Origin of the sequence: Acinetobacter sp. (assembly GCF_045628685.1) — a bacterium.
Classification (GTDB): Bacteria; Pseudomonadota; Gammaproteobacteria; order Pseudomonadales; family Moraxellaceae; genus Acinetobacter.
In genome coordinates, this window is sequence record NZ_JAZQPV010000057.1 from 58333 (window position 1) to 83109 (window position 24777).

General features: G+C 41.7%; 22 protein-coding genes. 9 read left to right on the forward strand and 13 right to left on the reverse strand.

Annotated elements, in window-relative coordinates; genetic code table 11:
• Positions 1 to 240 precede the first annotated feature (240 nt).
• Complete coding sequence (locus ACKI4H_RS08075; RefSeq protein WP_407304966.1) at positions 241 to 825, forward strand: YqiA/YcfP family alpha/beta fold hydrolase; 585 nt, start codon at positions 241 to 243, stop codon at positions 823 to 825.
• 14 nt (positions 826 to 839) lie between these two features.
• Positions 840 to 2720, forward strand: a complete 1881-nt coding sequence (gene parE / locus ACKI4H_RS08080) for a DNA topoisomerase IV subunit B (RefSeq protein WP_407304967.1) — start codon at positions 840 to 842, stop codon at positions 2718 to 2720.
• A 53-nt stretch (positions 2721 to 2773) separates the two neighbouring features.
• On the opposite strand, the gene ACKI4H_RS08085 is transcribed toward parE, so the two are convergent.
• From ACKI4H_RS08085 to urtA, 9 genes are all read right to left on the reverse strand, one after another.
• Positions 2774 to 3070 carry an FmdB family zinc ribbon protein gene (locus tag ACKI4H_RS08085; protein WP_131269099.1) on the reverse strand — a complete coding sequence of 99 codons (297 nt, stop codon included), beginning with the start codon at positions 3068 to 3070 and terminating at the stop codon, positions 2774 to 2776.
• Between the two features lie 102 nt (positions 3071 to 3172).
• Positions 3173 to 4351 carry a formamidase gene (fmdA, locus tag ACKI4H_RS08090; RefSeq protein ID WP_131269098.1) on the reverse strand — a complete coding sequence of 393 codons (1179 nt, stop codon included), beginning with the start codon at positions 4349 to 4351 and terminating at the stop codon, positions 3173 to 3175.
• Positions 4352 to 4381: 30 nt separating this feature from the next.
• Positions 4382 to 5506: an AAA family ATPase gene (locus ACKI4H_RS08095; RefSeq protein ID WP_407304969.1), complete on the reverse strand. Its 1125-nt coding sequence runs from the start codon at positions 5504 to 5506 to the stop codon at positions 4382 to 4384.
• 25 nt (positions 5507 to 5531) lie between these two features.
• Positions 5532 to 6575: an aliphatic amidase gene (locus ACKI4H_RS08100; protein ID WP_131269096.1), complete on the reverse strand. Its 1044-nt coding sequence runs from the start codon at positions 6573 to 6575 to the stop codon at positions 5532 to 5534.
• Between the two features lie 238 nt (positions 6576 to 6813).
• On the reverse strand, positions 6814 to 7512 hold the full coding sequence (urtE, locus tag ACKI4H_RS08105) for an urea ABC transporter ATP-binding subunit UrtE (RefSeq protein WP_407304970.1): 699 nt from the start codon (positions 7510 to 7512) through the stop codon (positions 6814 to 6816).
• Between the two features lie 12 nt (positions 7513 to 7524).
• The gene (gene urtD, locus ACKI4H_RS08110) at positions 7525 to 8283 is read right to left on the reverse strand and encodes an urea ABC transporter ATP-binding protein UrtD (RefSeq protein ID WP_131269094.1); all 759 of its coding nucleotides are present in this window, start codon (positions 8281 to 8283) and stop codon (positions 7525 to 7527) included.
• Positions 8280 to 9443 (reverse strand): urea ABC transporter permease subunit UrtC, encoded by a 1164-nt coding sequence (urtC, locus tag ACKI4H_RS08115; RefSeq protein WP_407304971.1) that lies wholly within the window; start codon positions 9441 to 9443, stop codon positions 8280 to 8282. The genes urtD and urtC overlap by 4 nt, the downstream gene beginning before the upstream one ends.
• Before the next feature lie 18 nt (positions 9444 to 9461).
• Complete coding sequence (gene urtB, locus ACKI4H_RS08120; protein WP_407304972.1) at positions 9462 to 10382, reverse strand: urea ABC transporter permease subunit UrtB; 921 nt, start codon at positions 10380 to 10382, stop codon at positions 9462 to 9464.
• An 82-nt stretch (positions 10383 to 10464) separates the two neighbouring features.
• Positions 10465 to 11703 (reverse strand): urea ABC transporter substrate-binding protein, encoded by a 1239-nt coding sequence (gene urtA, locus ACKI4H_RS08125; RefSeq protein WP_131269091.1) that lies wholly within the window; start codon positions 11701 to 11703, stop codon positions 10465 to 10467.
• 203 nt (positions 11704 to 11906) lie between these two features.
• Here urtA and ACKI4H_RS08130 point away from each other — a divergent pair, with 203 nt between their 5' ends.
• A complete protein-coding gene (locus tag ACKI4H_RS08130; RefSeq protein ID WP_407305060.1) occupies positions 11907 to 15362 on the forward strand; it encodes an ATP-binding protein in 3456 nt (1151 codons plus the stop codon).
• A gap of 19 nt (positions 15363 to 15381) precedes the next feature.
• On the forward strand, positions 15382 to 16302 hold the full coding sequence (locus ACKI4H_RS08135; RefSeq protein ID WP_407304974.1) for a response regulator: 921 nt from the start codon (positions 15382 to 15384) through the stop codon (positions 16300 to 16302).
• A gap of 124 nt (positions 16303 to 16426) precedes the next feature.
• On the opposite strand, the gene ACKI4H_RS08140 is transcribed toward ACKI4H_RS08135, so the two are convergent.
• The 3 genes from ACKI4H_RS08140 to ACKI4H_RS08150 form a co-directional block, all read right to left on the reverse strand.
• Positions 16427 to 17134: a phospholipase D family protein gene (locus ACKI4H_RS08140; RefSeq protein ID WP_407304975.1), complete on the reverse strand. Its 708-nt coding sequence runs from the start codon at positions 17132 to 17134 to the stop codon at positions 16427 to 16429.
• A gap of 119 nt (positions 17135 to 17253) precedes the next feature.
• Entirely contained in the window at positions 17254 to 17757 is a 504-nt protein-coding gene (locus tag ACKI4H_RS08145) for a GNAT family N-acetyltransferase (protein ID WP_407304976.1), read from the reverse strand.
• A 122-nt stretch (positions 17758 to 17879) separates the two neighbouring features.
• Positions 17880 to 18608: an outer membrane protein OmpK gene (locus ACKI4H_RS08150; protein ID WP_407304977.1), complete on the reverse strand. Its 729-nt coding sequence runs from the start codon at positions 18606 to 18608 to the stop codon at positions 17880 to 17882.
• A gap of 488 nt (positions 18609 to 19096) precedes the next feature.
• On the opposite strand from ACKI4H_RS08150, the gene ACKI4H_RS08155 reads away from it, so the two are divergent.
• From ACKI4H_RS08155 to ACKI4H_RS08175, 5 genes are all read left to right on the forward strand, one after another.
• Positions 19097 to 19474, forward strand: a complete 378-nt coding sequence (locus ACKI4H_RS08155; protein ID WP_407304978.1) for an HPF/RaiA family ribosome-associated protein — start codon at positions 19097 to 19099, stop codon at positions 19472 to 19474.
• A 159-nt stretch (positions 19475 to 19633) separates the two neighbouring features.
• Positions 19634 to 20176, forward strand: a complete 543-nt coding sequence (locus tag ACKI4H_RS08160) for an ankyrin repeat domain-containing protein (protein ID WP_407304979.1) — start codon at positions 19634 to 19636, stop codon at positions 20174 to 20176.
• Between the two features lie 13 nt (positions 20177 to 20189).
• Positions 20190 to 20960 (forward strand): transporter, encoded by a 771-nt coding sequence (locus ACKI4H_RS08165; protein ID WP_407304980.1) that lies wholly within the window; start codon positions 20190 to 20192, stop codon positions 20958 to 20960.
• Positions 20961 to 20979: 19 nt separating this feature from the next.
• Positions 20980 to 22821 carry a protein-disulfide reductase DsbD gene (gene dsbD / locus ACKI4H_RS08170; protein ID WP_407304981.1) on the forward strand — a complete coding sequence of 614 codons (1842 nt, stop codon included), beginning with the start codon at positions 20980 to 20982 and terminating at the stop codon, positions 22819 to 22821.
• Between the two features lie 4 nt (positions 22822 to 22825).
• The gene (locus ACKI4H_RS08175) at positions 22826 to 23506 is read left to right on the forward strand and encodes a glutathione S-transferase family protein (RefSeq protein ID WP_407304982.1); all 681 of its coding nucleotides are present in this window, start codon (positions 22826 to 22828) and stop codon (positions 23504 to 23506) included.
• On the opposite strand, the gene ACKI4H_RS08180 is transcribed toward ACKI4H_RS08175, so the two are convergent.
• Positions 23503 to 24702, reverse strand: coding sequence for a GGDEF domain-containing protein (locus ACKI4H_RS08180; RefSeq protein ID WP_407304984.1), 1200 nt, complete (start codon positions 24700 to 24702; stop codon positions 23503 to 23505). The genes ACKI4H_RS08175 and ACKI4H_RS08180 overlap by 4 nt on opposite strands.
• Positions 24703 to 24777 lie beyond the last annotated feature (75 nt).

Genomic DNA, 24777 nt, shown 5'->3' on the forward strand with positions numbered 1-24777 from the left:
TCCTTATTTCTGACCAGATTCCGCAGGCACTTTATTTTTTCTTAAGATCACGGTATAAATTTTTAGCTTTGAATCTTATCGGGTTCATCTCGAACAACTTTTACAATACCGAGGATTGCCTTTTAGAATTAATTTTTTTGTCTGACAATTCCTGTTAAATACACATTAAAATAAGGGCGTGATAAGCTTCTCATTTTAGAATAAATCAGATTCATTTAAATTAATATGAAATAAAAAGCGATGAACATTATTTATTTACATGGATTTCAAAGCAGTGCCTTATCCCTGAAAGGTCAGCAGATTAAAGCATTTTGTCAGCAAAAAACCGGTTTTCAAGTCTATTTGCCTGATTTAAATATGCCACCCCAACAGGTTTTGGCTTACGTTTCGGATATGATTGCCGGTTTAGATCACGTGGCATTGATTGGCAGCAGTCTGGGCGGCTTTTATGCGACACAACTGGTCGCAAAACATGGGGTGCCGGCTGTTTTAATTAATCCTGCCATGCGACCATGGCGACTGTTTCACGATTTGTTTGGCAGTGAACAGATTCCCTATGTGGTGAGTGCCGAATGGACTTTGGATCAAGTGGACCTTGCTCAACTGGAACAGATGGCGCTGCCATTTGTGCAATATGCAGACAAAATTTTAGTGTTACTGCAACAAGGTGATGAAGTTTTGGATTATCGCGAAGCACAGCGCTATTATAGCAATGCTTCACATCAGTCTATGCTGATTACCGAAGCCAATGGCAACCATGCGATGGAAAATTTCGCAGACAAAATACCGATGGCATTACAGTTTTTATCGGATTGTATAAAATAAGGAAACAGTACAACGTGTCTCAATATACGGCTCAATCACTTGAAGTTTTATCTGGTTTGGATCCGGTTCGTCGTCGTCCGGGAATGTATACCGATACCACTCGTCCAAACCATTTGGCACAAGAAGTTATTGATAACGCTGTGGATGAGGCACTTGCAGGGCATGCCAATAAAATCACCGTGACGGTGTATAAAGATGGATCTTTATCGGTAGAAGATAATGGCCGGGGTATGCCTGTCGATATTCACCCTGAATATGGCCAAAGCGGGATTGAAATTATCCTGACCAAATTGCACGCCGGCGGTAAATTCAGTACTGATAACTACCAGTTTTCAGGCGGCTTGCATGGTGTGGGTATTTCTGTGGTCAATGCATTGTCCAACCGGGTGGAAGTGGAAGTTCAGCGTCAAGGCAATGTCTATAAAATGGCATTTGAGCATGGTGAACCAGTTTCACAGCTTGAGGTGTTGCAAGGTAAAGCGCCCAAGCGTGCCTCAGGTACCACAGTTCATTTCTGGCCAGATACAAAATATTTTGATTCACCCAAATTTGCCCTAAAAGCCTTAAAACATAATTTAAAAGCCAAAGCCGTTTTGGCGGCTGGCTTACAAATTGTATATGTCGACCAAATTAATAACGAAAAAATTGAATGGCAATTTGAAAATGGTCTGGTCGACTATTTGATGGATGAGTTGCAAGATCGCGACATTATTCCCTGTCCTGCTTTTGTGGCGACAGGTGAAGCAGAACGCGCCAGTGCGGAGTTTGCAATTTGCTGGAATGTCGAAGGCGGTGAAAGCATTCAAGAGTCTTACGTTAATCTCATTCCGACCGCGCAAGGTGGTACACATGTGAACGGTCTTCGTTCCGGTGTGACGGATGCCATGCGCGAGTTCTGTGAGCTGCGTAATTTATTGCCGCGTAATTTAAAGCTTTCTGCGGAAGATGTCTGGGATGGTGTGAACTACATTCTGTCTTTAAAATTTCAGGAACCGCAATTTTCAGGTCAAACCAAGGAACGACTTTCAAGTCGTGAAGCATCAGGTATTGTGCTGAATATTGCCAAAGATGCATTCGCACTGTGGTTGAATCAAAACTCTGATACTGCCATGCAGATTGCTGAAATCATGATTGCCAAAGCTGGCCGTCGTTTAAAGGCAGCAAAAAAAGTTGAACGTAAAAAAATTGTAGCAGGACCAACTTTGCCCGGGAAACTGTCCGATTGTGTCGGTCATACCCTGGATGAATCTGAACTGTTTATTGTGGAAGGAGATTCTGCAGGTGGTTCTGCCAAACAGGCGCGTGATAAAAATTTCCAGGCGATCATGCCCATTCGCGGTAAAATTTTAAATACCTGGGAAGTGGCATCGGATGAGGTTTTGGCATCTCAAGAAGTGCATAATATTGCGATTGCGATTGGTGTGGATCCAGGCAGTGATGACCTTTCAGAATTACGTTATGGCAAAGTGTGTATTCTTGCCGATGCTGACTCAGATGGTTTACACATCGCGACCTTGCTGTGCGCATTGTTTGTAAAACATTTCCCGACCTTGGTGGAAGAAGGGCATTTGTATGTGGCCATGCCGCCATTATTCCGCATAGATGACGGCAAAGATGTCCATTACGCACTGGATGAAGATGAATTAGAATCAATTTTGAAGAAAACCAAGACCAAAACACCTCAAATTACCCGATTTAAGGGTTTGGGTGAGATGAATGCCAGCCAACTTCGTGAAACCACACTTGATCCGAATACCCGCCGTTTGGTGCAGCTTGATCTAGACGACATGCAGTTTACTGCAGGTTTACTCGATAAATTGCTCGCAAAAAAACGTGCCGGTGATCGTAAAGATTGGCTAGAGCAAAAAGGTAATTTGGCTGATATTATTGTTTAATATAGCTACTTGCTTTTGATCAAAAGCCTGCAATTGTGGGCTTTTTATTTAGATTAAACATCGCATAAAGAACAATTTACGCCGCGGCAATTATGTAAAACGGAGCTGCGTGCGCTATTTTTATTGGTACCAGGACCTTCAACCAATGGACCTGCAAGTTGTTCGGCACCTGAACCTGGGCGCCATTTGGTTTTCATATTGATTTGTTGGTGACCTGTGATCATCGGTTTTGCTAAAGTCAGTTGCTTACAATAATTGCATTCAATCGTATCTGTCGAAATACGCGCGATCGGGACACGCTGTTCAAAAATTCCTTCGCAATGTTTACAGCGGAAGTCGTATAGCGGCATTTTTTGTACTCCTGTACCCTAACGGTTTAAAATTAAAAAGCCGAGTAGCCCAAGGCTTTGGATATATGGCTACTCGGTACGAAGTTTTACTCAACAATAGACTTAACGTCGATGTCCCCAGAACTTGTCATCGTTGAGTGCACCTTTTGGCAAGATATCTTGCTCAAAAATAGAAGTCGGTAAAGATACGGTACATGCACAGTTCGGAATATCCACGATCCCGCCAATACGGCCTTCAACTGGTGCAGCAGTCAGTAGCATATAAGCCTGTGAACCTGTGAAACCGAAGTTTTCCAAATACTTAATCGCTTTCAAACATGCTTGACGATACGCGACTGTGGCATCGAGATAGTAATTCACGTCATTTTCAACGCTAATGCCTTCAAACGTTAACCATTGGTCATAGTTTGGTTTCACGTTACTTGGTACAAAGATCGGCGAGTCGATGTTGTATTTCGCCATACCACCTTTGATCAAGTCGAAGCCAACGCGGGTGACGCCGTCCATTTCGATTGCACCACAGAAACCGATTTCGCCATCACCTTGTGAGAAGTGAAGGTCACCCATCGAGAAACCTGCACCTTTTTGATAAACAGGGAAGTAGATACGGCTACCTGCTGCCAGGTCTTTAATATCTGTATTACCACCATGCTCACGTGGCGGTACAGTACGTGCAGCTTCTGCCGCCATACGGTCAAATTCAGCACCTGTTACGCCACGAAGTACTGCTGTACGAGGGTCAGGCGGGTTTGCTTGACCTTTAGGAACAAGTAAAGCTTCACGGCGATTCCATTCTTTCAGTAGGTCATGCGATGGCAACGTACCCATTAACCCTGGGTGTTTTAAGCCCGCAATACGAACGCCTGGAATATGACGTGAAGTCGCAAATAAGCCTTTTAAGTCCCAAATGGCTTTGTCAGCTTCAGGGAAATAGTCAGCTAGGAAACCCCCACCATTTTCTTTAGCGAAGACACCGGAGAAGCCAATTGGTGAAATGGGTTGGATGTCGAGAAGATCAATAACAAGTAAATCCCCCGGTTCAGCCCCTTCAACATAGAAAGGACCAGTCAAAGGATGCGCACGTGTGAGGTCGACATTTTGAACATCAGAAATATCATCGGTGTCTTTAATTTGGGCATCGAGAAAGTCCAAACTTTCAATCAGAATTTCTTCACCCGGTTTAACAGAAGTTAAAAAGGGTAAATCTGGATGCCAACGGTTATGACCAATTTCCGCTTGTTCCGCGAGCGGTACCCCAGGTTTAATTTTGATATGTTGCATATTCCATCCCCTATGTGAGGTCAAATAAAGCTAGTTTTTAGTGTTATGGCTCATGTCATCTTGAATCACGGCAACATCATCAAGAATGTCATCCGTGGTGATAGCATGAACATGGATTCCTTTGCCGTCATAATTGATACAGATGCGACTGGCTTTAGGGTGTTGCAGAAAAAACTTTGCGAGCTTTGGCTCGACAAGTACATGAAAACGATGTCCTAGACCGCGTGCACCAAAACGCACATCATGTCCTGTCGCTAGAAATGCGTTGGCACTTGGCGTGAGTTGAATAGTTCGACTTTGTTTACGCAGTCTTTGATTGAGTTTTTCAACTTCTAAGTCCACCAATGTCGCTGCAAAGTCAGCTTCAACAGCTTGGTAATGCAGAATTCGCTCAATTCGGTTTAAAAATTCGGGATCAAACTTTTTATGTAAGGCTTTATTGGTAATTTCACTGTCATCGAGCTTGCTCATTCGTGCCAATTTTTGAATGGCTTTAGGGAGCTTAGACATTTGTTTTAAACGTTTTTGCGCATCTTTAGCACCGACATTACTGGTCATAAAGATCATGCAATTTTTAAAATCTAAAACTTTCGTTCCTGCGGTCAGTTTTAAGGTTCCAGTTTCTAAGACATTGAGTAAACCGCGAATGACTTCAGTGCTGGCTTTTTCAATTTCATCGAACAGCACGATGCCTGGTTTAGAAAAACTGCCTTGAATCGCAACTTCATCAAATAAGGTGTTGCCTTCTTTAGAGCCGACATAACCTGGAGGTGCACCTGTGAGTGCAGCTGCATAATGCTCTTGTGCCAAGGTATTCATATCAATACGGCAAAATGCATCAGGCTTGCCGTGAATCGCTTCTGCGATTAAGCGCACAGTTTCAGTTTTACCTACACCTGTCGGACCGAGCATTAAGGTGACCGATAGAGGACGGTTGGGTGAGTTAAAGTCTGCTTTAACCGTGACCAACATATTTTCAATTTCTTCCAAAGCCTCGCTTTGTCCGATAATTCGGTCACGCACATGTTGCATGACCAAATCTGGATCGAAACTAAAGCGAGAGGTACGTGCAATACGTTCTTTGCTTTGCATGTCGTAACGCTGCTTCGCCAATGTTTCTTGGTTTGCACTGATGCGATCGCTGGCAAATGTCATGTCGAGTACCTCCTACGCTAATGAATTAAGATGCTTCTTTTTCTAAACCTTCGTGGGGCAAATGGCCGATTGGGCATTCGGCAACGCCAATGGTTGAGCGCGTAATTTTTTCAACATCTTCTTGTGCTTTTTGTGCGTCAAGCACCCATGTTTTGTAGAAATCGAATGGACAATCTGCAATGCCTTTATCGCCATCGCCGTTGTTATAAACGCCGGTATAACCACGATGTAACAATTTAAATAAATGGTTTTGTGATTGATCGTATTTACGTGCATCACGAATTTCGTGCAGTGATAATTGCGCGTATTGGATACCGTTTTCTTCCGTGCCACATTCGCCCAAGGTACGACCGTCGAAGCCGACTACTGCTGAGTGACCAAAGTAGGTGTAGACACCATCGAAACCTGTACAGTTTGCAACCGCAACATAGACGTTGTTTGCCCAGGCCATACTTTTTGACATGTTAATTTGCTGTTCTGCAGCAGGGTACATATAGCCTTGACAACGAACCACAAGCTCAGCGCCTTTCATGGCACAGTCACGCCAAATTTCTGGGTAGTTACCGTCATCACAGATGATCAGTGACATTTTGATACCCTTAGGACCTTCAGTCACATAAGTGGTATCGCCTGGACACCAACCTTCAATTGGACACCATGGAATAATTTTGCGATATTTCTGAACGATTTCGCCTTTGTTATTAATCAAAATTAAAGTGTTATAAGGTACCTTGTTTGGATGTTCCTCATGTTGTTCACCGGTGATGGAGAACACGCCCCAGACGTTAGCTTCAATACAGGCTTGAGAGAAAATCGCGGTTTCATCGCCTGGAATGGTGGCAGCGGTTGCCATCATCTCGTCATGGTCGTACATAATGCCCATGGTGCTGTATTCTGGGAAAACAATCAGGTCCATACCCGGAATACCCTGTTTGATCCCTTTCAACATTTCAGCAATTTTTTTTGCGTTCTCAAGAACCTCTGCTTTGGTGTGTAAACGAGGAATTTTGTAGTTTACAACTGCAACACCCACTGTATCTGGACTGCTTGAGATATCACCGTGACGCATTCGACTTCCTCCAATTTCTTACATATAAATCAATCTATGTAGAGAGTGTCGCGTGAAATGCAGTTTTGAAAAATACGTTGAATTGCGTATATGATGCATATTTTTGAACAAATTGAATTGATTGAATAATTGACTAAATGTAAAATCATTTTTTGCTGAAAATTATGGGACTTGGCAATTAAAAATCCCCCGACGAATCGAGGGAAGTAGAGAAATGCTATAGCCTGAGAAAAAAAGCTTAGACTGATAGGTACTTGCTGATCGTGGTTTCATTCACATTGGCACGGACATCTTCATAAGCAAAACGTCCTTTATCGATTACCAAGAAACGATCTGCCATTGCCATGGTGAAACTTAAGACTTGCTCTGAAACGACAATGGTTAAATCGCGTTTATCTCGAATTTCCTTTAAGGTTTTCGCAATATCTTTAATGATCGATGGTTGAATCCCTTCAGTTGGTTCATCCAGTAACAGCACTTTAGGATTGGTTGCCAGTGCACGCGCAATCGCTAGTTGCTGTTGTTGACCACCCGACAAGTTACCGCCTTTACGTTTACGCATATCCCAAAGTACAGGGAAGAGCTCGTAGAGATCATCAGGAACTTTACCGTGCGCAGAAGCAGATAATCCGGTCTGGATATTTTCCAGCACCGACATGGTCGAGAAAATCATGCGACCTTGCGGTACATAAGCCACCCCATTTTCAACGCGTTGGTAAGGATCAAGCTTCTCTAAATTTTTACCATCGAGCTTGATTTCACCTTTGGTATTTTTAATATCGCCAATTAAGGTTTTGAACAATGTAGTTTTACCCATCCCGTTACGCCCCATGATCGCAACGATTTCTTTGGGCTGGATTTTTAGTTCAATGTCATGAATCACCTGACTTTGTTTATAACCTGAACACAAAGAATTTATTTCGAATAATCCGCTCATATCGCTTCCTCCTTAGTGTCCTAGATAGACTTCAATCACTTTTGGATCATTTTGCACATCGTCCATTTTGCCTGCCGCCAAGATTTTACCTTGGTGCAGCACAGTGACTTTGTCTGCAATGGTTTTGACGAATTCCATATCGTGCTCGATCACAAGCACCGAACGTCCTTGGCTGATTTTTTTCAGTAGCTGTGCAGTTTGTTCACGCTCAGAAACACTCATACCTGCAACAGGTTCATCGAGCATGAGCAGTTCGGGATCTTGCATCAGTAACATGCCAATCTCGAGCCACTGTTTTTGACCGTGAGACAGTAATCCAGCAGGTGTGTCCAAAAGTTCAGTTAAGAAAATCATGCCTGCTACTTCTTTAATGCGATCTTCAACATCTTTGGTACGTTTGAAAAATAGTGCACCAAAGACATTACGACCACGTGGGAAGGACATTTCTAAGTTGTCATAGACAGACAGGTTTTCGTAAATATTTGGGTTTTGGAATTTACGTCCAACACCTTTTCGTACGATGTCAAATTCTTTGAGTTTGGTCAGTTCAATATCATTGAACTTGATTGTGCCTGAGGTGGCTTTGGTTTTACCGCAAATCAAATCCAATACAGTGGTTTTACCTGCGCCATTTGGCCCAATCACCACATGTACTTCGTTTTTGTCCAGATAGAAGTTGAGGTCACTGACGGCTTTGAAGCCATCAAACGATACCGTTAAATCTTCAATTACGAGGACAGGCTTTGCCATTTCTACGCCGACTTTAGTCATTTAACACCTCCTTCTACGACTGGATCTGGAATATCTTCAGGGTCATTGGCGGGTGGGGGAGCAGGATGATCTGAAGGTTTCTTTTTCACGAATAGTGGGCGGACATATTTTGCATATAGACCTGCTAGACCATCTGGAAGGAACATCACCACAAAGATGAATAGTGCCCCTAAGAAATATAGCCATACTTCAGGGAATGCTTCTGAGAAGTAAGTCTTACCCAGGTTCACCAAGACTGCGCCATATACAGCGCCAATCAGAGATAGACGACCACCTACAGCAGCCAAAATCACCATTTCAATTGAGGGCACGATGCCAATAATGGTTGGTGACATAAAGCCCACTTGTAGCGTGAACATCGCGCCACCGATTGAAGAAACAACTGCTGCGAAACAGAAGATGAATACTTTGTACATTGCGACGTCATAACCTGAGAAACGTACACGTTCTTCTTTGTCACGCATTGCAGAAAGCAAGCGACCCAATTTAGAACTCAGAACAAAACGGCTGATCATGATCACAGCAATTAAGAGTAACGCATTGATATAGTAAAGAACGTATTTTGCTTCGTCAGTACGGATGTCCCACCCATGCAATGTTTTCAAGTCAGTGATACCGTTAATACCACCTGTGAAACCTTGTTGGCCAATAATCAAAATGGTTAAAATTGCCACAATAGCTTGCATGATGATCGAGAAGTACACATCACCGACGCGACGCGTGAACATCGCAAAACCAATGATAAATGCCAGTAAAATCGGAATAATAATGATGGCAAATAGGGTAAAGCCGAAACTGTGGAAGGGTTCCCAGAGACTTGGCAAACTGGTGATTTGGTTCCAGTCCATAAAGTCGGGAATACCCGGTGTGGTTTGTGCAGCGGTAGATTGCATGTCAGATGCTTCAAGTTTTAAGAACATCGCCATGCAGTAACCGCCAATCCCGAAAAAGATCCCTTGCCCTAAACTTAAAATACCGCCGTGTCCCCAGCACAGTACGAGACCGATCGCTACGAAAGCAAAAGTGAGATATTTACCCATTAGGTTTAAACGGAAAACATCAAGAAATATCGGCATCACTAGCAGGATCAGCACCGCTAAAATTGCGAGGCCGATTGCGCCTTCTTTACCGCCAAGTAAAGTATTTGTTAAATTTTTCATCATATCTCTCCTAAATCTCTATTTACGAACTTTGATTGAGAAGAGGCCCTGAGGACGCAGCATCAAGATGATAATCACCGTCGCCAGAGTAATGACTTTGGCAACTGAACCAGACAGGAAGAATTCCAAAATAGACTGCGCTTGCGCAATGCTGAATGCAGAGGCAATAGTTCCAAGTAAGCTTGCTGCACCACCGAAGACCACCACTAAGAATGTATCGACGATATACAGTGAACCTGCGGTTGGACCTGTTGAACCAATAGTGGTGAATGCCGCACCTGCGATACCTGCTAACCCACAGCCGAGTGCGAAAGTCAGGCTATCAACACGTTTGGTGTTGATACCGACTGCGCCACTCATAAAGCGGTTTTGGTTAGTGGCACGAAGTTGTAAACCCCAGCGCGAACGGTAAATCAGGAAGTAAACGAAAGCCGTGACCGTTAATGTCACACCAACAAGGAATAAACCGTTAATTGGAATATCAATGGTTTCAGTCGGTTGATATGAACCCATCAACCAGTCAGGCAAAGTCGGACTAACTTCTTTAGGCCCGAAGATTGAGCGGAATAACTGTTGCATGATGAGACTTAAGCCCCAAGTTGCAAGTAGCGTGTCTAAAGGACGTTGATAGAGCCGACTGATCATCAGTCGCTCGGTGATATAACCAATAATTCCGGCTGTGAGGAAGGCTGCAATGATCGCAACAAGGAAATAATACGGTAAAAGTTGTGGGAAAAAGCTTTCAGTCATTGTTGAAATAAAAAAGGTCGTATACGCACCAATGGTCAGAAACTCACCGTGTGCCATGTTAATTACGCCCATTTGCCCAAAGATAATTGCAAGGCCGAGTGCCATCAGTAACAGCACACAGAATACCGATAGACCGTTAAAGCCTTGCATTGCAAATATTGCACCGAATTCTGCAAATGATATATCCATCGCATCATCCTCCAAGCTTTAAAAAATTGTGTGGAATAAAAAGATCAGGAGAACGAACCCTCCTGATCCTGTGGCTGTTAAATTAGTAACCTTTAGGGAATGGGTTTGGTTTGATCAGACCTTTAGATTCGTAAACCACTTTAAATTGACCATTTGTTTGTACTTGAGCAATACGTGATTTGCTCCATAGGTGATGGTTTGGATCGATTTTCACGTAACCTTCTGGCGCGGTTTTCATTTCCAAACCTTTTGATGCAGCAGTGACTTTTGCCACATCAAAGCTACCTGCTTTTTCAACCGCGGCTTTCCATAACCAAGGACCTAAGTAAGCGGCTTGAGTGACGTCGCCGACCACGGCTTTGGGACCATATTTCGCTTTGAATGCTTTGACGAATGTCACATTATTGGGATTGTTCAGGCTTTGGAAATATTTCATTGAAGAGTAGAAACCCTTCATGTTTTCGCCGCCAATACCCAGCAGTTCATCTTCAGTCACTGATAGCGTCAGCAGGGTTTGTTTATCGCTTGTCACACCTGCAGCTTTCATCTGTTTGTAGAAGGATACGTTTGAACCACCGACCACAGCTGCAAAGATTGCATCAGGTTTTTTCAATTTGGTTTTGTTGATCAGTGAACCGAATTGCGTATGACCAAGTGGGTAGTATTCTTCGCCGACCACTTTACCTTTCAGGTTTTTCTCAATGTGAGTGCGGGCAATTTTCATGGTGGTACGTGGCCAGATATAGTCCGAGCCAATCAGATAGAATGTCTTGGCTTTCTTCTCTTTTGCAAGCCAATTTAATGCTTCAAGTACCTGTTGAGTGGCTTCTTGGCCTGTGTAAATGACATTTTTAGATTGTTCTAAACCTTCATAGAAGGTTGGGTAGTACAGCAGTGAGTTGTTTCGTTCGATAATTGGAAGAACTGCTTTACGTGATGCTGATGTCCAACAACCAAATATCGCAGCCACTTTATCTTTTTCAGATAACTTCCGTGCTTTTTCAGCAAAAGTTGGCCAGTCTGATGCACCGTCTTCCTGAATGATTTTGATCTGACGACCAAGGACACCACCTTGTTTGTTGATCTGTTCAATGGCTAAACGTTCTGCCTGAATTGAACCTGTTTCAGAGATGGCCATCGTACCTGTTGCCGAATGCAGCTGACCGACATAAACGAATTTGTCATCCACTTTTAATTTGGTGGTATTCACTTTTGCCGTTGCTGCTACGCTTGCATTGGTCAACATCGGTGCAAGTAAAAATGGCACTGCAAGTAAGCCTGCGAGTAATCCAGTTGTTTTCACTTTTGCTTTCAAGGTCATGCTTGTTCCCCTAATCGAAGTAGTTTGGCTCATGCGCTTTTTAATTGGCTTGCGCTGGGTATGAGTTAAGACTAAGGGGCGTTAAAAAATGAGCATATACGTCACTTTACGTATATGTTTACGTACAACCATGATTTTAGATAGTGATAGGTTGGGCATAGTTTTTGCTTTAAAGACCAAATATTTATGAATGTTTAATGGACATGAAACCAACTGTCGAGCCAAGCCAAGCACCACAACGCGTAATCCATACCCGACGTAAATACAATACCTGGGTGGTCGATGAGAGCATTGAGGACTATGCGCTTCGCTATGCACCTAAATCGGTACGGAAGTGGTCACTTTGGACGGTGACCAATACAGCACTTGCTGCGGTCAGTTTCTTGGCAATGGAAGCTCTTGGGGCAACCATGCTGTGGCAATATGGTTTTGCCAATGCATTTTGGGCATTGCTGGTCGTCTCGGTTATTATTTTTTTAACCAGTTGGCCGATCGGTTATTATGCTGCGCGTTATAACGTCGATATTGACCTGCTGACCCGGGGCGCGGGTTTTGGCTACATCGGTTCTTCTATTACCTCAGTCATTTACGCCAGTTTTACTTTTATTTTCTTCGCTTTTGAAGCTGCGATTATGGCACTGGCTTTAGAATTGGGGCTGGGTATCCCACTCAGTATAGGCTATCTGATTTCATCCATAATTGTACTGCCTTTAGTGGTGAAAGGTATTGGATTCATCAATAAGGTGCAAGCCATCACGCAGCCGCTGTGGTTATTTCTGCTTTTATTGCCTTGGTGCTTTGTTTTGGTGAAGCATCCTACACTTGCGTCCGAGCTTGTCCTGATTGAGGGTGCGAAAAGTGGCAGCGCTTCCTTTAATTTGGCTTTTTTTGGTGCATCTTGTACTGTCCTTTTTGCGCTCATTACCCAAATTGGAGAACAGGCCGATTATTTACGCTTCTTACCTGATAAAAATAAGATTAAAAAGAAATGGAATTTAGCGGTGTTTTTGGGTGGGCCTGCATGGATATTGGCAGGTTTCTTGAAGATATTCATGGGTATGATGTTGATGGCATTGGCTCTAAAATATCTGGTTCCGAGCAGTGAGCTGACCGACCCGAATTACTTGTATTGGATTGCCTTCCAACAAGTAGTATCTCATCCAGGTATTGCACTATTTTTAACAGTACTCTTTGTTTGTATTGCACAAGTTAAAATTAATGTCACCAATGCCTATGCTGGTTCACTGGCTTGGTCAAACTTCTTTGCACGATTAACCCATAGTCATCCAGGGCGTGTGGTGTGGTTAGTATTCAATATCTTTATTGCGCTATTGCTGATGGAGCTTGGCGTGATTCACGCTGTCGAGCGGGTTTTAGGCTTATATAGTAATGTGGCTTTGGCATGGATTGGTGCGATCGTTGCTGACTTGGTCATCTGCAAACCTTTGGGGCTAAGTCCCAAAGGTATTGAGTTTCGGCGTGCTTACTTATATGACATCAATCCTGTTGGTGTGGGAAGTTTATTTATTGCATCGAGTTTATCGCTGCTTTGCTATTGGGGGGTTTTTGGTGAGATTGCCAAATCGTTAGCGGGCTTTATTGCGATTGCAACATCCATGCTTTGTGTACCGTTGATTGCCTATTTCACCAAAGGAAAATACTACCTCGCACGTACAGAGAAGCCTATTTTAGATTGCATACAAACTCAAACCTGTGTGGTCTGTGAGCACGATTATGAAGTCGCAGATATGGCAAGTTGTCCTGCATATAACAGCCATATTTGTTCACTGTGCTGCACCTTAGAAGCACGCTGTCATGATCTGTGTAAATCGTATGCACGTTGGTCATCCCAGCTTCGAGTTTTTGCAGCATGGTTCTTGCCGAAGCATTGGCTGCAATACATAAATACACGTTTGAGTTTATATATTTTATTGATCTTTGTGCTGGGTGTGGTCTTGGCGGTGAGCCTGAGCTTGGTTTACCTGCAAGAATTAGCCAATTTGGAGTCATTGTTGCAGCAGCAAGATGCCTTGTTGATGTTGTTTATCAAAATTTACGCCGTCTTGTTTTTACTGCTCTGTGTAGCAGCATGGTGGTTGGTACTCAATGATGAAAGCCGTCGTCAGGCACAGCTTGAAAGTAATACCCAGACCCAATTACTTATGGATGAAATCGAAGCGCATAAAATCACCGACCGCCAATTACAAGATGCACGGATTCAAGCAGAAAAAGCCAATGAAGCTAAAAGTCGCTATGTGATCGGCATCAGTCATGAATTAAGAACACCTTTAAATAGTATTTTAGGCTATAGCCAATTGCTGCAAAAACAAGAACAACTCTCGGAAAAAGGTGAGGCTGCACTTGGGGTGATTAGCCGCAGCGGACAGCATTTAACATCGTTGATTGATGGTTTACTCGATTTAGCGCGCATTGAAACTGGTAAGATTTCTTTAGAAATGTCGAATATTGATTTTCCAAAGTTTTTAGATCAAATCGTACATATGTTCGAACCGCACTTCATGCAAAAACAACTCGATTTTCAGGTTGAGATTAGCGAAAAAATTCCGCAGTACGTGCGCATTGATAAAAAAAGACTTGAGCAGATACTGATTAATATTTTAGGCAATGCGCTTAAGTTCACTGTATCGGGTCGGGTGAAATTTAAAGTAGACTACCGCTTTCAAACAGCTTATTTTGAGATTCAGGATACGGGCTGTGGTATTGAAGATACGGACATTGAGCGCATTTTTCAGCCTTTTGAACGTGGACATAATGTCATTCAGGGCAGTTTTGCAGGCACGGGCTTAGGCTTGCCGATTGTTAAAGTCTTGGTCGATATCTTAGGTGGAGAGCTGACTGTAAAGAGTAAAATCCGACAGGGAACTTTGTTCAATATCAAACTGTATTTGCCATCGAAGTCGTTGATTCATCCTATTGCAGATGTGGCATCCAGTACGGTCGTGGGCTATAGCGGGCAGCGCCGCAAGATATTGGTGGTGGACAATGAACTGACCGATCGTGGTTTGGTCCTCAACTTTTTACAACCGCTCGGATTTATATTGGAAGAAGCCGAGTCGGGGCTTGAATGTTTAAGACAAGTTCCGATGTTTAGTCCAGATTTGATTTTGATGGATCTAAGTATGCCGATGCTTGGCGGTTGGGAAACGGCAAAATTATTACGTAAAAATAAAATCACCAATGTGCCGATTATTATTATTTCTGCCGATGCCAATGAACGCATGCACAATCCTGAAACGGATGTGCTCAATGAAGATTTCTTGGTGAAGCCGGTTGATTTAAATTTATTACTCAACAAAATTGGTGACAAACTCGATCTGAAATGGATCCATCAGCATCAAACCTGTGAGCAGACCAAAATTTATATTCCTTTACAAAACAATATCGATGAAATAGTCGATCCGATTCAAATCGAAGCTTCGCAGCAGCTTACACCATTGAGCTTAATCGAAGCGGTACAACAGTTAAAACAGCATTTGAGTATTGGTTATATCCGCGGTGCGAAGGAACAGCTCGCACAATGTGTACAGGATTTTGATCAACATCAAGAGATTTGGTTGCAGATTGAACAGGATTTAAAACAATTTGATTTCAAAAAATCAATCCAGCGTTTGCAGCAGCATAGCGATGCGTTGAGATAGGATAGAACGGGGATTGTATATGTTAGAAAGTATATTAATTGTTGATGATATTCCTGAAAATTTAAGTTTATTACATGAAAGTTTAGATCAGGCCGGTTATCAGGTTTTGGTCGCAACCAATGGCTTTAGTGCAATTGAAATTGCCCATCGTTCCCAGCCCGATATGATTCTGCTCGATGGTAGCATGCCTGAAATAGATGGTTTTGAAACCTGCTTGCAGTTGAAGGCTAGTCCTGTGACAGAGCATATTCCTGTTATTTTTATGACGGGTTTAACCGAAACCGAGCACATTTTAAAAGGCTTTCAAGTGGGGGGAGTGGATTACGTCACCAAGCCTTTAAACATTGACGAAGTTCAAGCCCGGGTTAAAACTCATTTGTTGCAGGCTCGTTTAATGTATCAGCAAAAACAGATGCTCGATGCGACGGGCAGTGCGATTTTATCGTTGAATTTAAAGGGTGAAATTATTTGGCAAACACCGATTGTAAGTGAGCTTCTTAAAACCCATCATGTTGAATTGAAACATTTTCAACAAAGTTTGAATGTCTGGTTACAAGATTTGATCAGACAACCGGATCAAGCGCATTTGCTGCATGGTCAATATGGGCATCAGCATCAACAATTACAGTTAAATTTGCTGACTAAAATAGAAGGTGAACGTGTCTTTAAGCATGTTTTGGTTCAGTTGAAAGAGCAAACACAAATGCCAAGTGCTGAAGAAATTGCAAACGCATGTCCAAGCTTAACCCCGCGTGAAGCAGAGGTAATGCATTGGGTCGCTATGGGAAAAACAAACCGAGATATTGCGGAGATTTTGCAGCTTAGTCCACGAACGGTAAATAAGCATTTGGAACATGTATTTGAAAAGCTCTTTGTGGAAACACGAACGGCTGCGGTATTACATGTGACTTCGGCTTGTCAGAATCAAGCATTAGCTTAACCTCTCCCTAACCCTCTGCTAAAAGGAGAGGGAAATAAATTTTCCTTTTAAACCGCGAGAAGTACGGCTTCGCATGAGAGAATTTAAATTGAAGGTGAGTAGCATTGCTACCTAAGGACTGAATTTATAATTCAATATTTTCATGCCAAAGGAAATAATTACCATATTGTCCAGTTCTAAACTCACCACCAATAGCCTTACCTGTATCCGTTAAAAAATGTTTTTCATTGTCTAATTTTAAATAACCTTTAGCGATGAGCTTTTCAAAAAGTTCAGGCGTTTTTAATCCCACCTTTAAAGCAAGTTTTGCTGTGGTTAATTTAGTAAATTTAAGCGGTTCTGCATCGACTTCAGGCTCGGATTCAACTTCCGTTTTATCTGTCTTAATTTCATCTAAAGTAATTCGTACTTCTTCACTAATGCGAATAATACGTTGCGCTTCTTCATAGGCATCTTTGAAGACATCATCATCTTCATATTTACGTATTGATATACCCATCTCATTATTATTCACCTGACTGAATTCATATAAATTTAAGCTTGAGATAATGCATTCAGATTCATTGAGATAGCATTTGGCATGCAGATTTTTGCAGAAACTCAAACGGATGTAATCCAGTTTTTGAATCCATTTAATTTCTTCGGGATGCAAATCACTTTTGCCATACACAATGCGAACATCAATCTTTAAACGGTCTTTGTCCTCTAATAATTCTTTAATACGGTCATTCAGACGTAAATAGGGGCTGATTAAAATGAGTCGCTCTTTTGCATTTTTGATGAGCTCTTCCAAGAAAAAATTGGTCGCACTGGTATTTAGAAACTTAGCCATAATTCCCCAAAATAGGTTTATTCAAATTATTTTTTGTTATTAAAAAATATACCATCATTTGTTTAGCAGTAAATAAACAAATTTAAGACATTATTTCAGCAGGTGGAATAATGTAATATTTAATCGAGGATCAGCTGCATCAGGACTAGATCACGCCATTGTCCAAATTTTTGCCCCACCTGTGGCATATAGCCTGTCTGCTTAAAGCCTAATTTTTCATGCAATACAATGGACACTTTATTTCCATGATCAATTGCCGCGACCATGACATGAATATGATGCTGTTTTGCATGGTCTATCAGTTTCAGCATTAAAGCTTTGCCTAAACCTTGTCGTACGAATTCAGGATGAATAAATACGGAATGTTCAACGCTATGTTTAAAACCCGTAATTTGACGAAATGAAGAATAATCAGCATAACCTGCAATTCGTTTAGACTCTAAGTCTTCAGCGATGAACAAAGGAAAATGCTGAGCAGCGAGATTGTGAAGCCCATGATGAAAATCCTCTAAAGACTTTTCCTTGTCATTCCAGGTCGCAGTTCCATTTAGAATTTCAGCATTATAAATGTTCAGTATTTGTTCTAAATCTTGTATTTGAGCGGGACGTATTTGAAAGCTCATGAGCTATGCCGAATAAATCAATAGAGCTATATTTTAGAAATAATTCCATTTTCGGGCAATAAAAAAGCAAGACCAAAGTCCTGCTTTTTTAAACGCTAATCTAAGACCTAAAAATGTTGTGCTTAGAAGTGATATTTAACCAATGCACTTACGTTATTTTCATTGGCATCTGAAATACCGAATTTATTGTTCCAAACCGAGTGTTCAATACCAAGGTATAAACGTGTGTCTGGAGAAATGTGTTTACCAGCATTCCATTTCCATTGTGTGGTCCAGTTAAGTTCACTAGCATGGTCATTTTTTTCTGCTGTGGACCAATCTAGAAAACCGTCAACAAGGAAGTCTTCAGAGCCTAATTTAAATGGCACACCATAGGTAAGCGTCATTTGATAGTCATCTTTAGTTTTTTCATTGTTAGCACGATAAAGATTTAAACTCGCATATTGGGTATATGGAATATCTAGATCGAAGCCTACGCCGTATAAGAAATTATCAAAGCTGCTGAAATCATCATTGTTTGCTTCCCAAGTCGTAGAAACTAACACGTCTTTTACTGGACCAAAAGCAAGTTTTTGACCCGTTACTTCACCCAGGCTTAAACGAGGTGATAATTCAAAATAAGTTGATTTATGGTCATCACCACCGCGCATGCGGTCAGCAAAAAAGAATACATCTGCATATTTAACTTTGGCTGCATATTCAACAGTCATAGTGGTTTGCTGCTCATCTACAACTTCATAGTTTTCACCATAAAGACCAGTCACGCTGAAGTCTTGCCAGATTGGCGCAGCTTGAGTAAGTGCAGCAGTTGAAGCCAAGGCACATGCGGTAAAAATTTGTGTAAATTTCATTAAAAATATCTCCCCCCGAGAAGCCAACAAAGCATACAGCTTCTTAAGCAAAAATAAAGTCAGAATTGATCAATAGCTCAAAAATAATATCATTCGCTAAAATATTTCGATGGTTAAAATTACACTACAGCTTTGATACTTAAAAATACATGATGAGCAAAAATATAAAGCGCTTTTAAAGTATTACTTTTGATTAATAAAAAATAATGTGAGATTTATCAAATAACTTGGAAAATAAAATTGAATCACTTATGAATAATATGGATATTAAAAAAATATCAAAATACTACTTGCATATACTTCGCTTAGAACCGTATATTCGAAGCATAAGGACACGATTCTGCAGACTCAAAAGTGTTCATCGTTCAATGTGGAGGAATTTGTTCCATACTAATTTGAAGATGTTTCGCGCTGTTTTTACAGCAAGTTTAACGTGCCAAGATAAGAAGTTTTGCACAAAAGATGTGAATAAAAGAGGATGAAATTATATGAACATTGAAATCCGTACAGATAAAAACATTCAAAATAGTGAACGTTTAATTACTTATGTTCGTGCAGAACTGAACGCAGAATTCCAACGTTATAGTGAGCGTATTACTCACTTTTCAGTTCATTTTAGCGATGAAAATGCAGCCAAAGGTGGTGCAGATGATATTCACTGCATGATTGAAGCTCGTCCAGCAGGGTTGAAACCAGTGGTGGTAAATCATCATGGTTATAATATCGATACTGCCATACATGGAGCCATCGACCGCTTAAAACGTAGTTTGGATCATTTATTTGAGAAAATAGATGATCCTCGTGCTGCAGTGCCAGCATTGGCTGAAGACAGTGATACTGAAGGCACACCGGATTTAGAAGATTAGGTAGAAACTTGCTTGATTGGATAGAAAAAAGCTCTTCGGAGCTTTTTTTATGTGCAAATCTTATAAAAGAATAATAAATATACTTGTTATACATTTAGCCAAAACAAAGCAGCTTTTATTGGGCATAATAGTTTAAAACTGATTAAGAGAGCTTTCTCCATGTTAACAGCGCAACAACAAGTCTTTGTACAGGCAATAGAAGAACTCAATCTTGCTCAAGTACAGCGCCTTTTGGCAGAAGGCCTCGACCCTAATTTTATCGATCCGGAAAAAGGTCCTGTCATTTCTGTCTGGTCAGACGGTTTATTTAAATGGTGGGAACAGATTTGTGAAGCCTATGAAGCCGGTTCACCCTTATCTGAACAAGAAAAACAACAAAATTTAGTGGTACATATCGAAATTTTGGAAGCGCTTATTCAGGCCAAAGCCAATGTACATTTATGGGATGCAGAAGAACTGTATGGCCCGTTATGGGATGCTGCCAGTGCTGCCTGTGTACCTGCGGTGAAACGCTTACTCGATGAAAAAGTAGATCCAAATAGCAAGGATGAAGAAGGACTTACAATTTTGTCTTCGATCAGTGACTTATTCTTTGATTGTGATTTTGATGAAATTAACTGGTCAGAAGCCTTGGAAGAAGAAAAGCAAACGCTGGAATTGCTTCGTAGTCACGGTGCTAAAATGACCAAAGAATTAACATAATAGCGAGATAAAAATGTCAGCAGTAAAAATAGTAGCTTTGAGTGTTGCAGCAGGTTTCAGTATGAACACTATGGCTGCTGAATTTTCCTTTGACCGTCCAGGGGCAGGCTTTGGTACCGGCATTACTCCAGTCAGTCAACTGGCATGGGAACAGGGTTTACCAAGCTTAAGTTACTTAGAAGGCACAGATGAGAACGGCATAAAAGTTAGAAACATTACTTTAAATGCTGACATGTTATTGCGTACTGGTTTGGCTAAAGATATTGAATTGCAGTTGGGCTGGCAAGGTCCATCTTGGTCAAAAACCAAAATAGCAGGCCGGTCTGTTGAAGAAGACGGTCTGGGCGATGTCAGCATTGGTGTGAAAAAAGCCATTGATCTGGATGATGAAAAGCTATCTATGGCCATTTTAGCCAAAGCTATTCTTGCAACCGGCAATGATGATTTTAGCAATCACGATGACATTTACAGCCTGAGCTCTGCCGTAGCTTATGCAGCGACTGACCTGATTACGACTTCAATCACCATGCGTTATGAAGCCCAAAATAGCAATTGGGCAGTCGCTGCTATCCCAACAATCAAATATAAAATTGCGGATAAATGGTCAGGTTTTTCAGAACTGGTTTATCGTAAAGAAGAAAGTGAAGCTTCTGAATATTCTCTGGGTTCAGGTGTGATCTATGCAGTGAATGACCGCGTGCAAATGGATGCCAGTGTAGGTGTGGACTTGAATGGCAGAGATAAAGGCTATCAGTCAGGTTTGGGTGTTTCCTTCCTCTTTTAATTAAAAAATATAAATGTATATGAAAAAGCATCTTCAAAATGGTCGGTTTTTGTTTTATTCCGCAGTGAGCGGATTTATGTGTAGCGTCATTTTATTGTTTTCAATGACTTTACAGGCACAGGAACAATTACTCTCTGCGGAAGATGCTTTTTCTTTTAAGGTTGAATCCACTCATGAGCATGAAGCACAGCTCAACTGGAATATTCCCCCGGGTTATTATTTATACCAACACAAATTTGAAGTCCGGCAGGGGACACAACAACTGGTTTTAAAGCTGCCTAAAGCCACCGATCTCTATGATGAAAATTATGGACATACCCAGGTCTATTTTCACAATGTCCAATTTGATATTCCGACCCAAGCCTCGCAAACCTATCGGGTGACTTGGCAGGGCTGTGCCCAAGACCGTATTTGTTATCCTCCACAAACGGTCGAGTTTCAGACCGATGGCGATGGTTTGGTACTTTTGCAAAATCAGGCCAAATCTAGTAAGCGTTTGCTCGATCTCTCACAGTCATCGAATAGCACAACAAGCATCAAGCCCCCTTTTGCGAATGAACAAAATCATTCAGAAAGCGTAGAATCTCCAGCGGCATTAGACACTGCTCAAGATCAGATGTGGTCGGAAAAACTGGCTGAAAATTCTTTATTTTATAGCCTGCTTCTATTTTTTGGCTTAGGCATCTTACTGGCATTCACGCCGTGTTCATTGCCAATGTTGCCTATTTTGACCTCATTAATTGTACGCGACAGCAAGGGCTTAAAAGCCTGGATGATTGCCTTGGTTTTTGTCTGGAGCATGGCGATGGTCTATGCCATTTTAGGATTAATCGCTTCATCTGCCGGCTTAAACTTCCAGCGCTGGTTGCAACAACCTTCCACCCTGATTGCTTTTAGTGCACTCTTTGTCCTGTTCGCCCTGAATTTATTTGGCCTGTTTGAAATTAAATTGCCACATGCTTTAGTAAACCGTTTAGACCAGGTGCATTCGCTGCAAAAAGGCGGCAGTTTGGTGGGTGCCGCGGTGATGGGCATGATCTCGGCCTTGTTGGTGGGGCCCTGTATGACCGCACCTTTAGCCGGAGCGTTGTTATTTATTTCCCAAACCCAAAGTCAGTGGCAAGGAGCATTGTTACTGTTTACGCTAGGTTTTGGTATGGGAACACCGCTGCTTTTGGCCAGTGTGTTGGGTGCAAGAATTCTGCCTAAAGCCGGGCAGTGGATGCATCAAATTAAAGTGATTTTTGCTTTTATCATGCTGGCTTTGGCGCTGTATTTTATTCGTCCTTTGATTTCTGAAGCGTGGATGCAGTGGTTAGGTCTGGGCTTGGGTTTAAGCTTTATTGGCTATGTAATTGCGCGTTTAATCGGACAAAAAACACAGTTTAAATGGCTGTATATTTTAGCATTGATCACCGTGATTCCTTATCTCGCCTATACGCAGTATCAGCACAGTCAACGTTTCTTTGTGCAAAACAGCACGACTCAAGCGACATGGCATGTGGCTAAAACAGCCGATGAATTTCAGCAGTTATTAGCCACTGCGCCATCAGAGCAAGATATTATTATTGATGTCTATGCCGATTGGTGTGTGGCATGTCAGCCGATTGAACATCGTGTCTTAAAATCAGCACAAGTACAGCAAGTCTTGGCGCCGTATTTTCTCATTAAACTGGATTTGAGTAATTACGATGCAACCCATCAGGCATTGCTGAACCAATGGGATATTTTAGGTCCACCGACTTATTTATTTTTAAATTCACAACAACAAGAAATTCGCGGTTTACGATTAACCGGAGCGTTTAGCGAAGCAGAATTATTGAAACAGCTCGATCTTTTTCAAAAGCATAAAGGACAGTAATTTCATGTACCAGCTCTATATTGCCAATAAAAATTATTCCAGTTGGTCCATGCGTCCATGGTTGGTGCTGAAGGCATTTAATTTGCCGTTTGAAGAAATCATGCTTCCCTTTCCTTCACAGCGTGACACAGGTACTTTTAAACAAGACGTACTGACGATTAACTCCAATGGTAAAGTTCCAGTATTACTTGATGATGGGTTGATGCTGTGGGATTCTTTGGCCATTTGTGAATATCTGGCAGAACAACATCCAGATCAGGCTTTATGGCCACAAGATATTAAGCAACGTGCACGGGCGCGCTGTATTACTGCGGAAATGCACAGCGGATTCCCTACTTTACGCAATGTCTGCGGCATGAATATTCGGGCGAATCTGGCTGATGTAGGTAGGCGTTTATGGCAGGACAATGCAGAGCTTCGTCAGGATGTAGCACGCATCGAGCAGATATGGTCTGAACGCCCAGAATCGCATCGTTTTTTATGTGGTAAATTTTCAATTGCCGATGCATTTTATGCACCCGTGGTGACGCGCTTAATGACGTATGCTTTGCCTGTCAGCGATGCTACACAGCAGTATATGAAAACCATGCTGCAACATCCTGCCGTAAAAGTCTGGATGGATGGCGCATTACAAGAAGACGCTTGGGTGAATTATTTAGAAAGTTATCAACAAAAACTACTTTAACCCAGCTTGGCTTCACTCAAGAATTCTTCCTGATAACATTTGACCTGATTACGGCCACATGCTTTTGCTTGATACATTGCTTTATCGGCTTGGCTTAACAATTGTTGAGGTTTCAGCTGTGCATTGGATAATGCAATTCCAAAACTTGCGGTGACCCGAATACTCTCGCCCACGTCACTGGTTAACTGCAGCTGCTGAATGGCTTGACGACAACGTTCAGCAATAATTTTCGCCTTTTCTAAAGAAGAATTATTGAGAATAAGAATAAATTCTTCTCCACCAAAGCGTCCCACGACATCGCTATCACGAATGATTTGGGAAAGGATTTCACTGACTTTAATCAGGGTTTCATCGCCCTTATCGTGGCCATACTGATCATTAATCCGTTTAAAATGATCGAGGTCAATTAACACCAATGCATAAGAAGTTATGGGTTTATACTCTAATCTCTCCAGACAATCGCTAATACTACGACGGTTAAGCACATGGGTTAGCGGATCAATCTGACTTAAATGCTGAATGAGTTTTTCTCGGTGCCGCCATTGGCTGAGTAAAATTTCAAATAAAATTAAACAGGTAATTAAAATGGGTAAAATGAAATACATCATCGTGACAACCCAAAACATGTTTTGGTAAGGCAAGCTGTCCAGATAAAAAATCGGTGCGTAGGGAAGGTGATTTTGTAAGCTTAAATAGCCACATAAGACCAAGTAGAGTGTGGCGGGAATCAGTGCATAATAGACAATTTTACGGTTAAACAATACCAAGCCAACGGTCACCAAGCTGATGTAAGAAATCATGGTGGCAGGACTAAGCACCCCGATGATATAACCATCCCAACATAATGAAATGATAAAAATAGCCACGCATAAATAAGGCAACCACTGCTGTACCGCAGCATTTTTTCGCCAAACTGAACACGGGTAAATCAGCCCAATAAAGACCAGGAGAGAGAGGATGTTGAGTCCAAGTTGAAACTTGAGCAAAGGCAAATTTATCCAGTGCCATAGCTCGGGTGAAAGAAGGACAAAAACTTTCCACGCAATCCAAATCATATGCACCAAACTTGCTAAAACAAGCATCAGAATGCATTTATTAAGGACGCTCCAGTTCATTACGACTTCATCTTCTATTAGATATTTCGCAATTTTTTTTTGCAAGGAGGAGCTGAGATTGGGTGAAAAGGTTTGCTTCATTCGCTAGATATGACCTTTAGATTTTTAAAATTAGCTAGTAATGATGATTTGATCTGCTTTATTCTTAATTATTCA

Excerpts from the sequence above, each read along its gene's own strand:
- ACKI4H_RS08165 (WP_407304980.1), top strand. The coding sequence starts at position 20,190 with ATGTCAGCAGTAAAAATAGTAGCTTTGAGTGTTGCAGCAGGTTTCAGT.
- ACKI4H_RS08085 (WP_131269099.1), bottom strand. The coding sequence starts at position 3,070 with ATGCCGCTATACGACTTCCGCTGTAAACATTGCGAAGGAATTTTTGAA.
- urtE (WP_407304970.1), bottom strand. The coding sequence starts at position 7,512 with ATGAGCGGATTATTCGAAATAAATTCTTTGTGTTCAGGTTATAAACAA.
- urtB (WP_407304972.1), bottom strand. The coding sequence starts at position 10,382 with ATGGATATATCATTTGCAGAATTCGGTGCAATATTTGCAATGCAAGGC.
- ACKI4H_RS08160 (WP_407304979.1), top strand. The coding sequence starts at position 19,634 with ATGTTAACAGCGCAACAACAAGTCTTTGTACAGGCAATAGAAGAACTC.
- dsbD (WP_407304981.1), top strand. The coding sequence starts at position 20,980 with ATGAAAAAGCATCTTCAAAATGGTCGGTTTTTGTTTTATTCCGCAGTG.
- fmdA (WP_131269098.1), bottom strand. The coding sequence starts at position 4,351 with ATGCAACATATCAAAATTAAACCTGGGGTACCGCTCGCGGAACAAGCG.
- ACKI4H_RS08175 (WP_407304982.1), top strand. The coding sequence starts at position 22,826 with ATGTACCAGCTCTATATTGCCAATAAAAATTATTCCAGTTGGTCCATG.
- ACKI4H_RS08145 (WP_407304976.1), bottom strand. The coding sequence starts at position 17,757 with ATGAGCTTTCAAATACGTCCCGCTCAAATACAAGATTTAGAACAAATA.
- ACKI4H_RS08150 (WP_407304977.1), bottom strand. The coding sequence starts at position 18,608 with ATGAAATTTACACAAATTTTTACCGCATGTGCCTTGGCTTCAACTGCT.
- ACKI4H_RS08095 (WP_407304969.1), bottom strand. The coding sequence starts at position 5,506 with ATGACATTTGCCAGCGATCGCATCAGTGCAAACCAAGAAACATTGGCG.
- ACKI4H_RS08180 (WP_407304984.1), bottom strand. The coding sequence starts at position 24,702 with ATGAAGCAAACCTTTTCACCCAATCTCAGCTCCTCCTTGCAAAAAAAA.
- ACKI4H_RS08130 (WP_407305060.1), top strand. The coding sequence starts at position 11,907 with ATGAAACCAACTGTCGAGCCAAGCCAAGCACCACAACGCGTAATCCAT.
- ACKI4H_RS08100 (WP_131269096.1), bottom strand. The coding sequence starts at position 6,575 with ATGCGTCACGGTGATATCTCAAGCAGTCCAGATACAGTGGGTGTTGCA.
- ACKI4H_RS08155 (WP_407304978.1), top strand. The coding sequence starts at position 19,097 with ATGAACATTGAAATCCGTACAGATAAAAACATTCAAAATAGTGAACGT.
- ACKI4H_RS08140 (WP_407304975.1), bottom strand. The coding sequence starts at position 17,134 with ATGGCTAAGTTTCTAAATACCAGTGCGACCAATTTTTTCTTGGAAGAG.
- urtA (WP_131269091.1), bottom strand. The coding sequence starts at position 11,703 with ATGACCTTGAAAGCAAAAGTGAAAACAACTGGATTACTCGCAGGCTTA.
- urtD (WP_131269094.1), bottom strand. The coding sequence starts at position 8,283 with ATGACTAAAGTCGGCGTAGAAATGGCAAAGCCTGTCCTCGTAATTGAA.
- ACKI4H_RS08075 (WP_407304966.1), top strand. The coding sequence starts at position 241 with ATGAACATTATTTATTTACATGGATTTCAAAGCAGTGCCTTATCCCTG.
- ACKI4H_RS08135 (WP_407304974.1), top strand. The coding sequence starts at position 15,382 with ATGTTAGAAAGTATATTAATTGTTGATGATATTCCTGAAAATTTAAGT.
- urtC (WP_407304971.1), bottom strand. The coding sequence starts at position 9,443 with ATGAAAAATTTAACAAATACTTTACTTGGCGGTAAAGAAGGCGCAATC.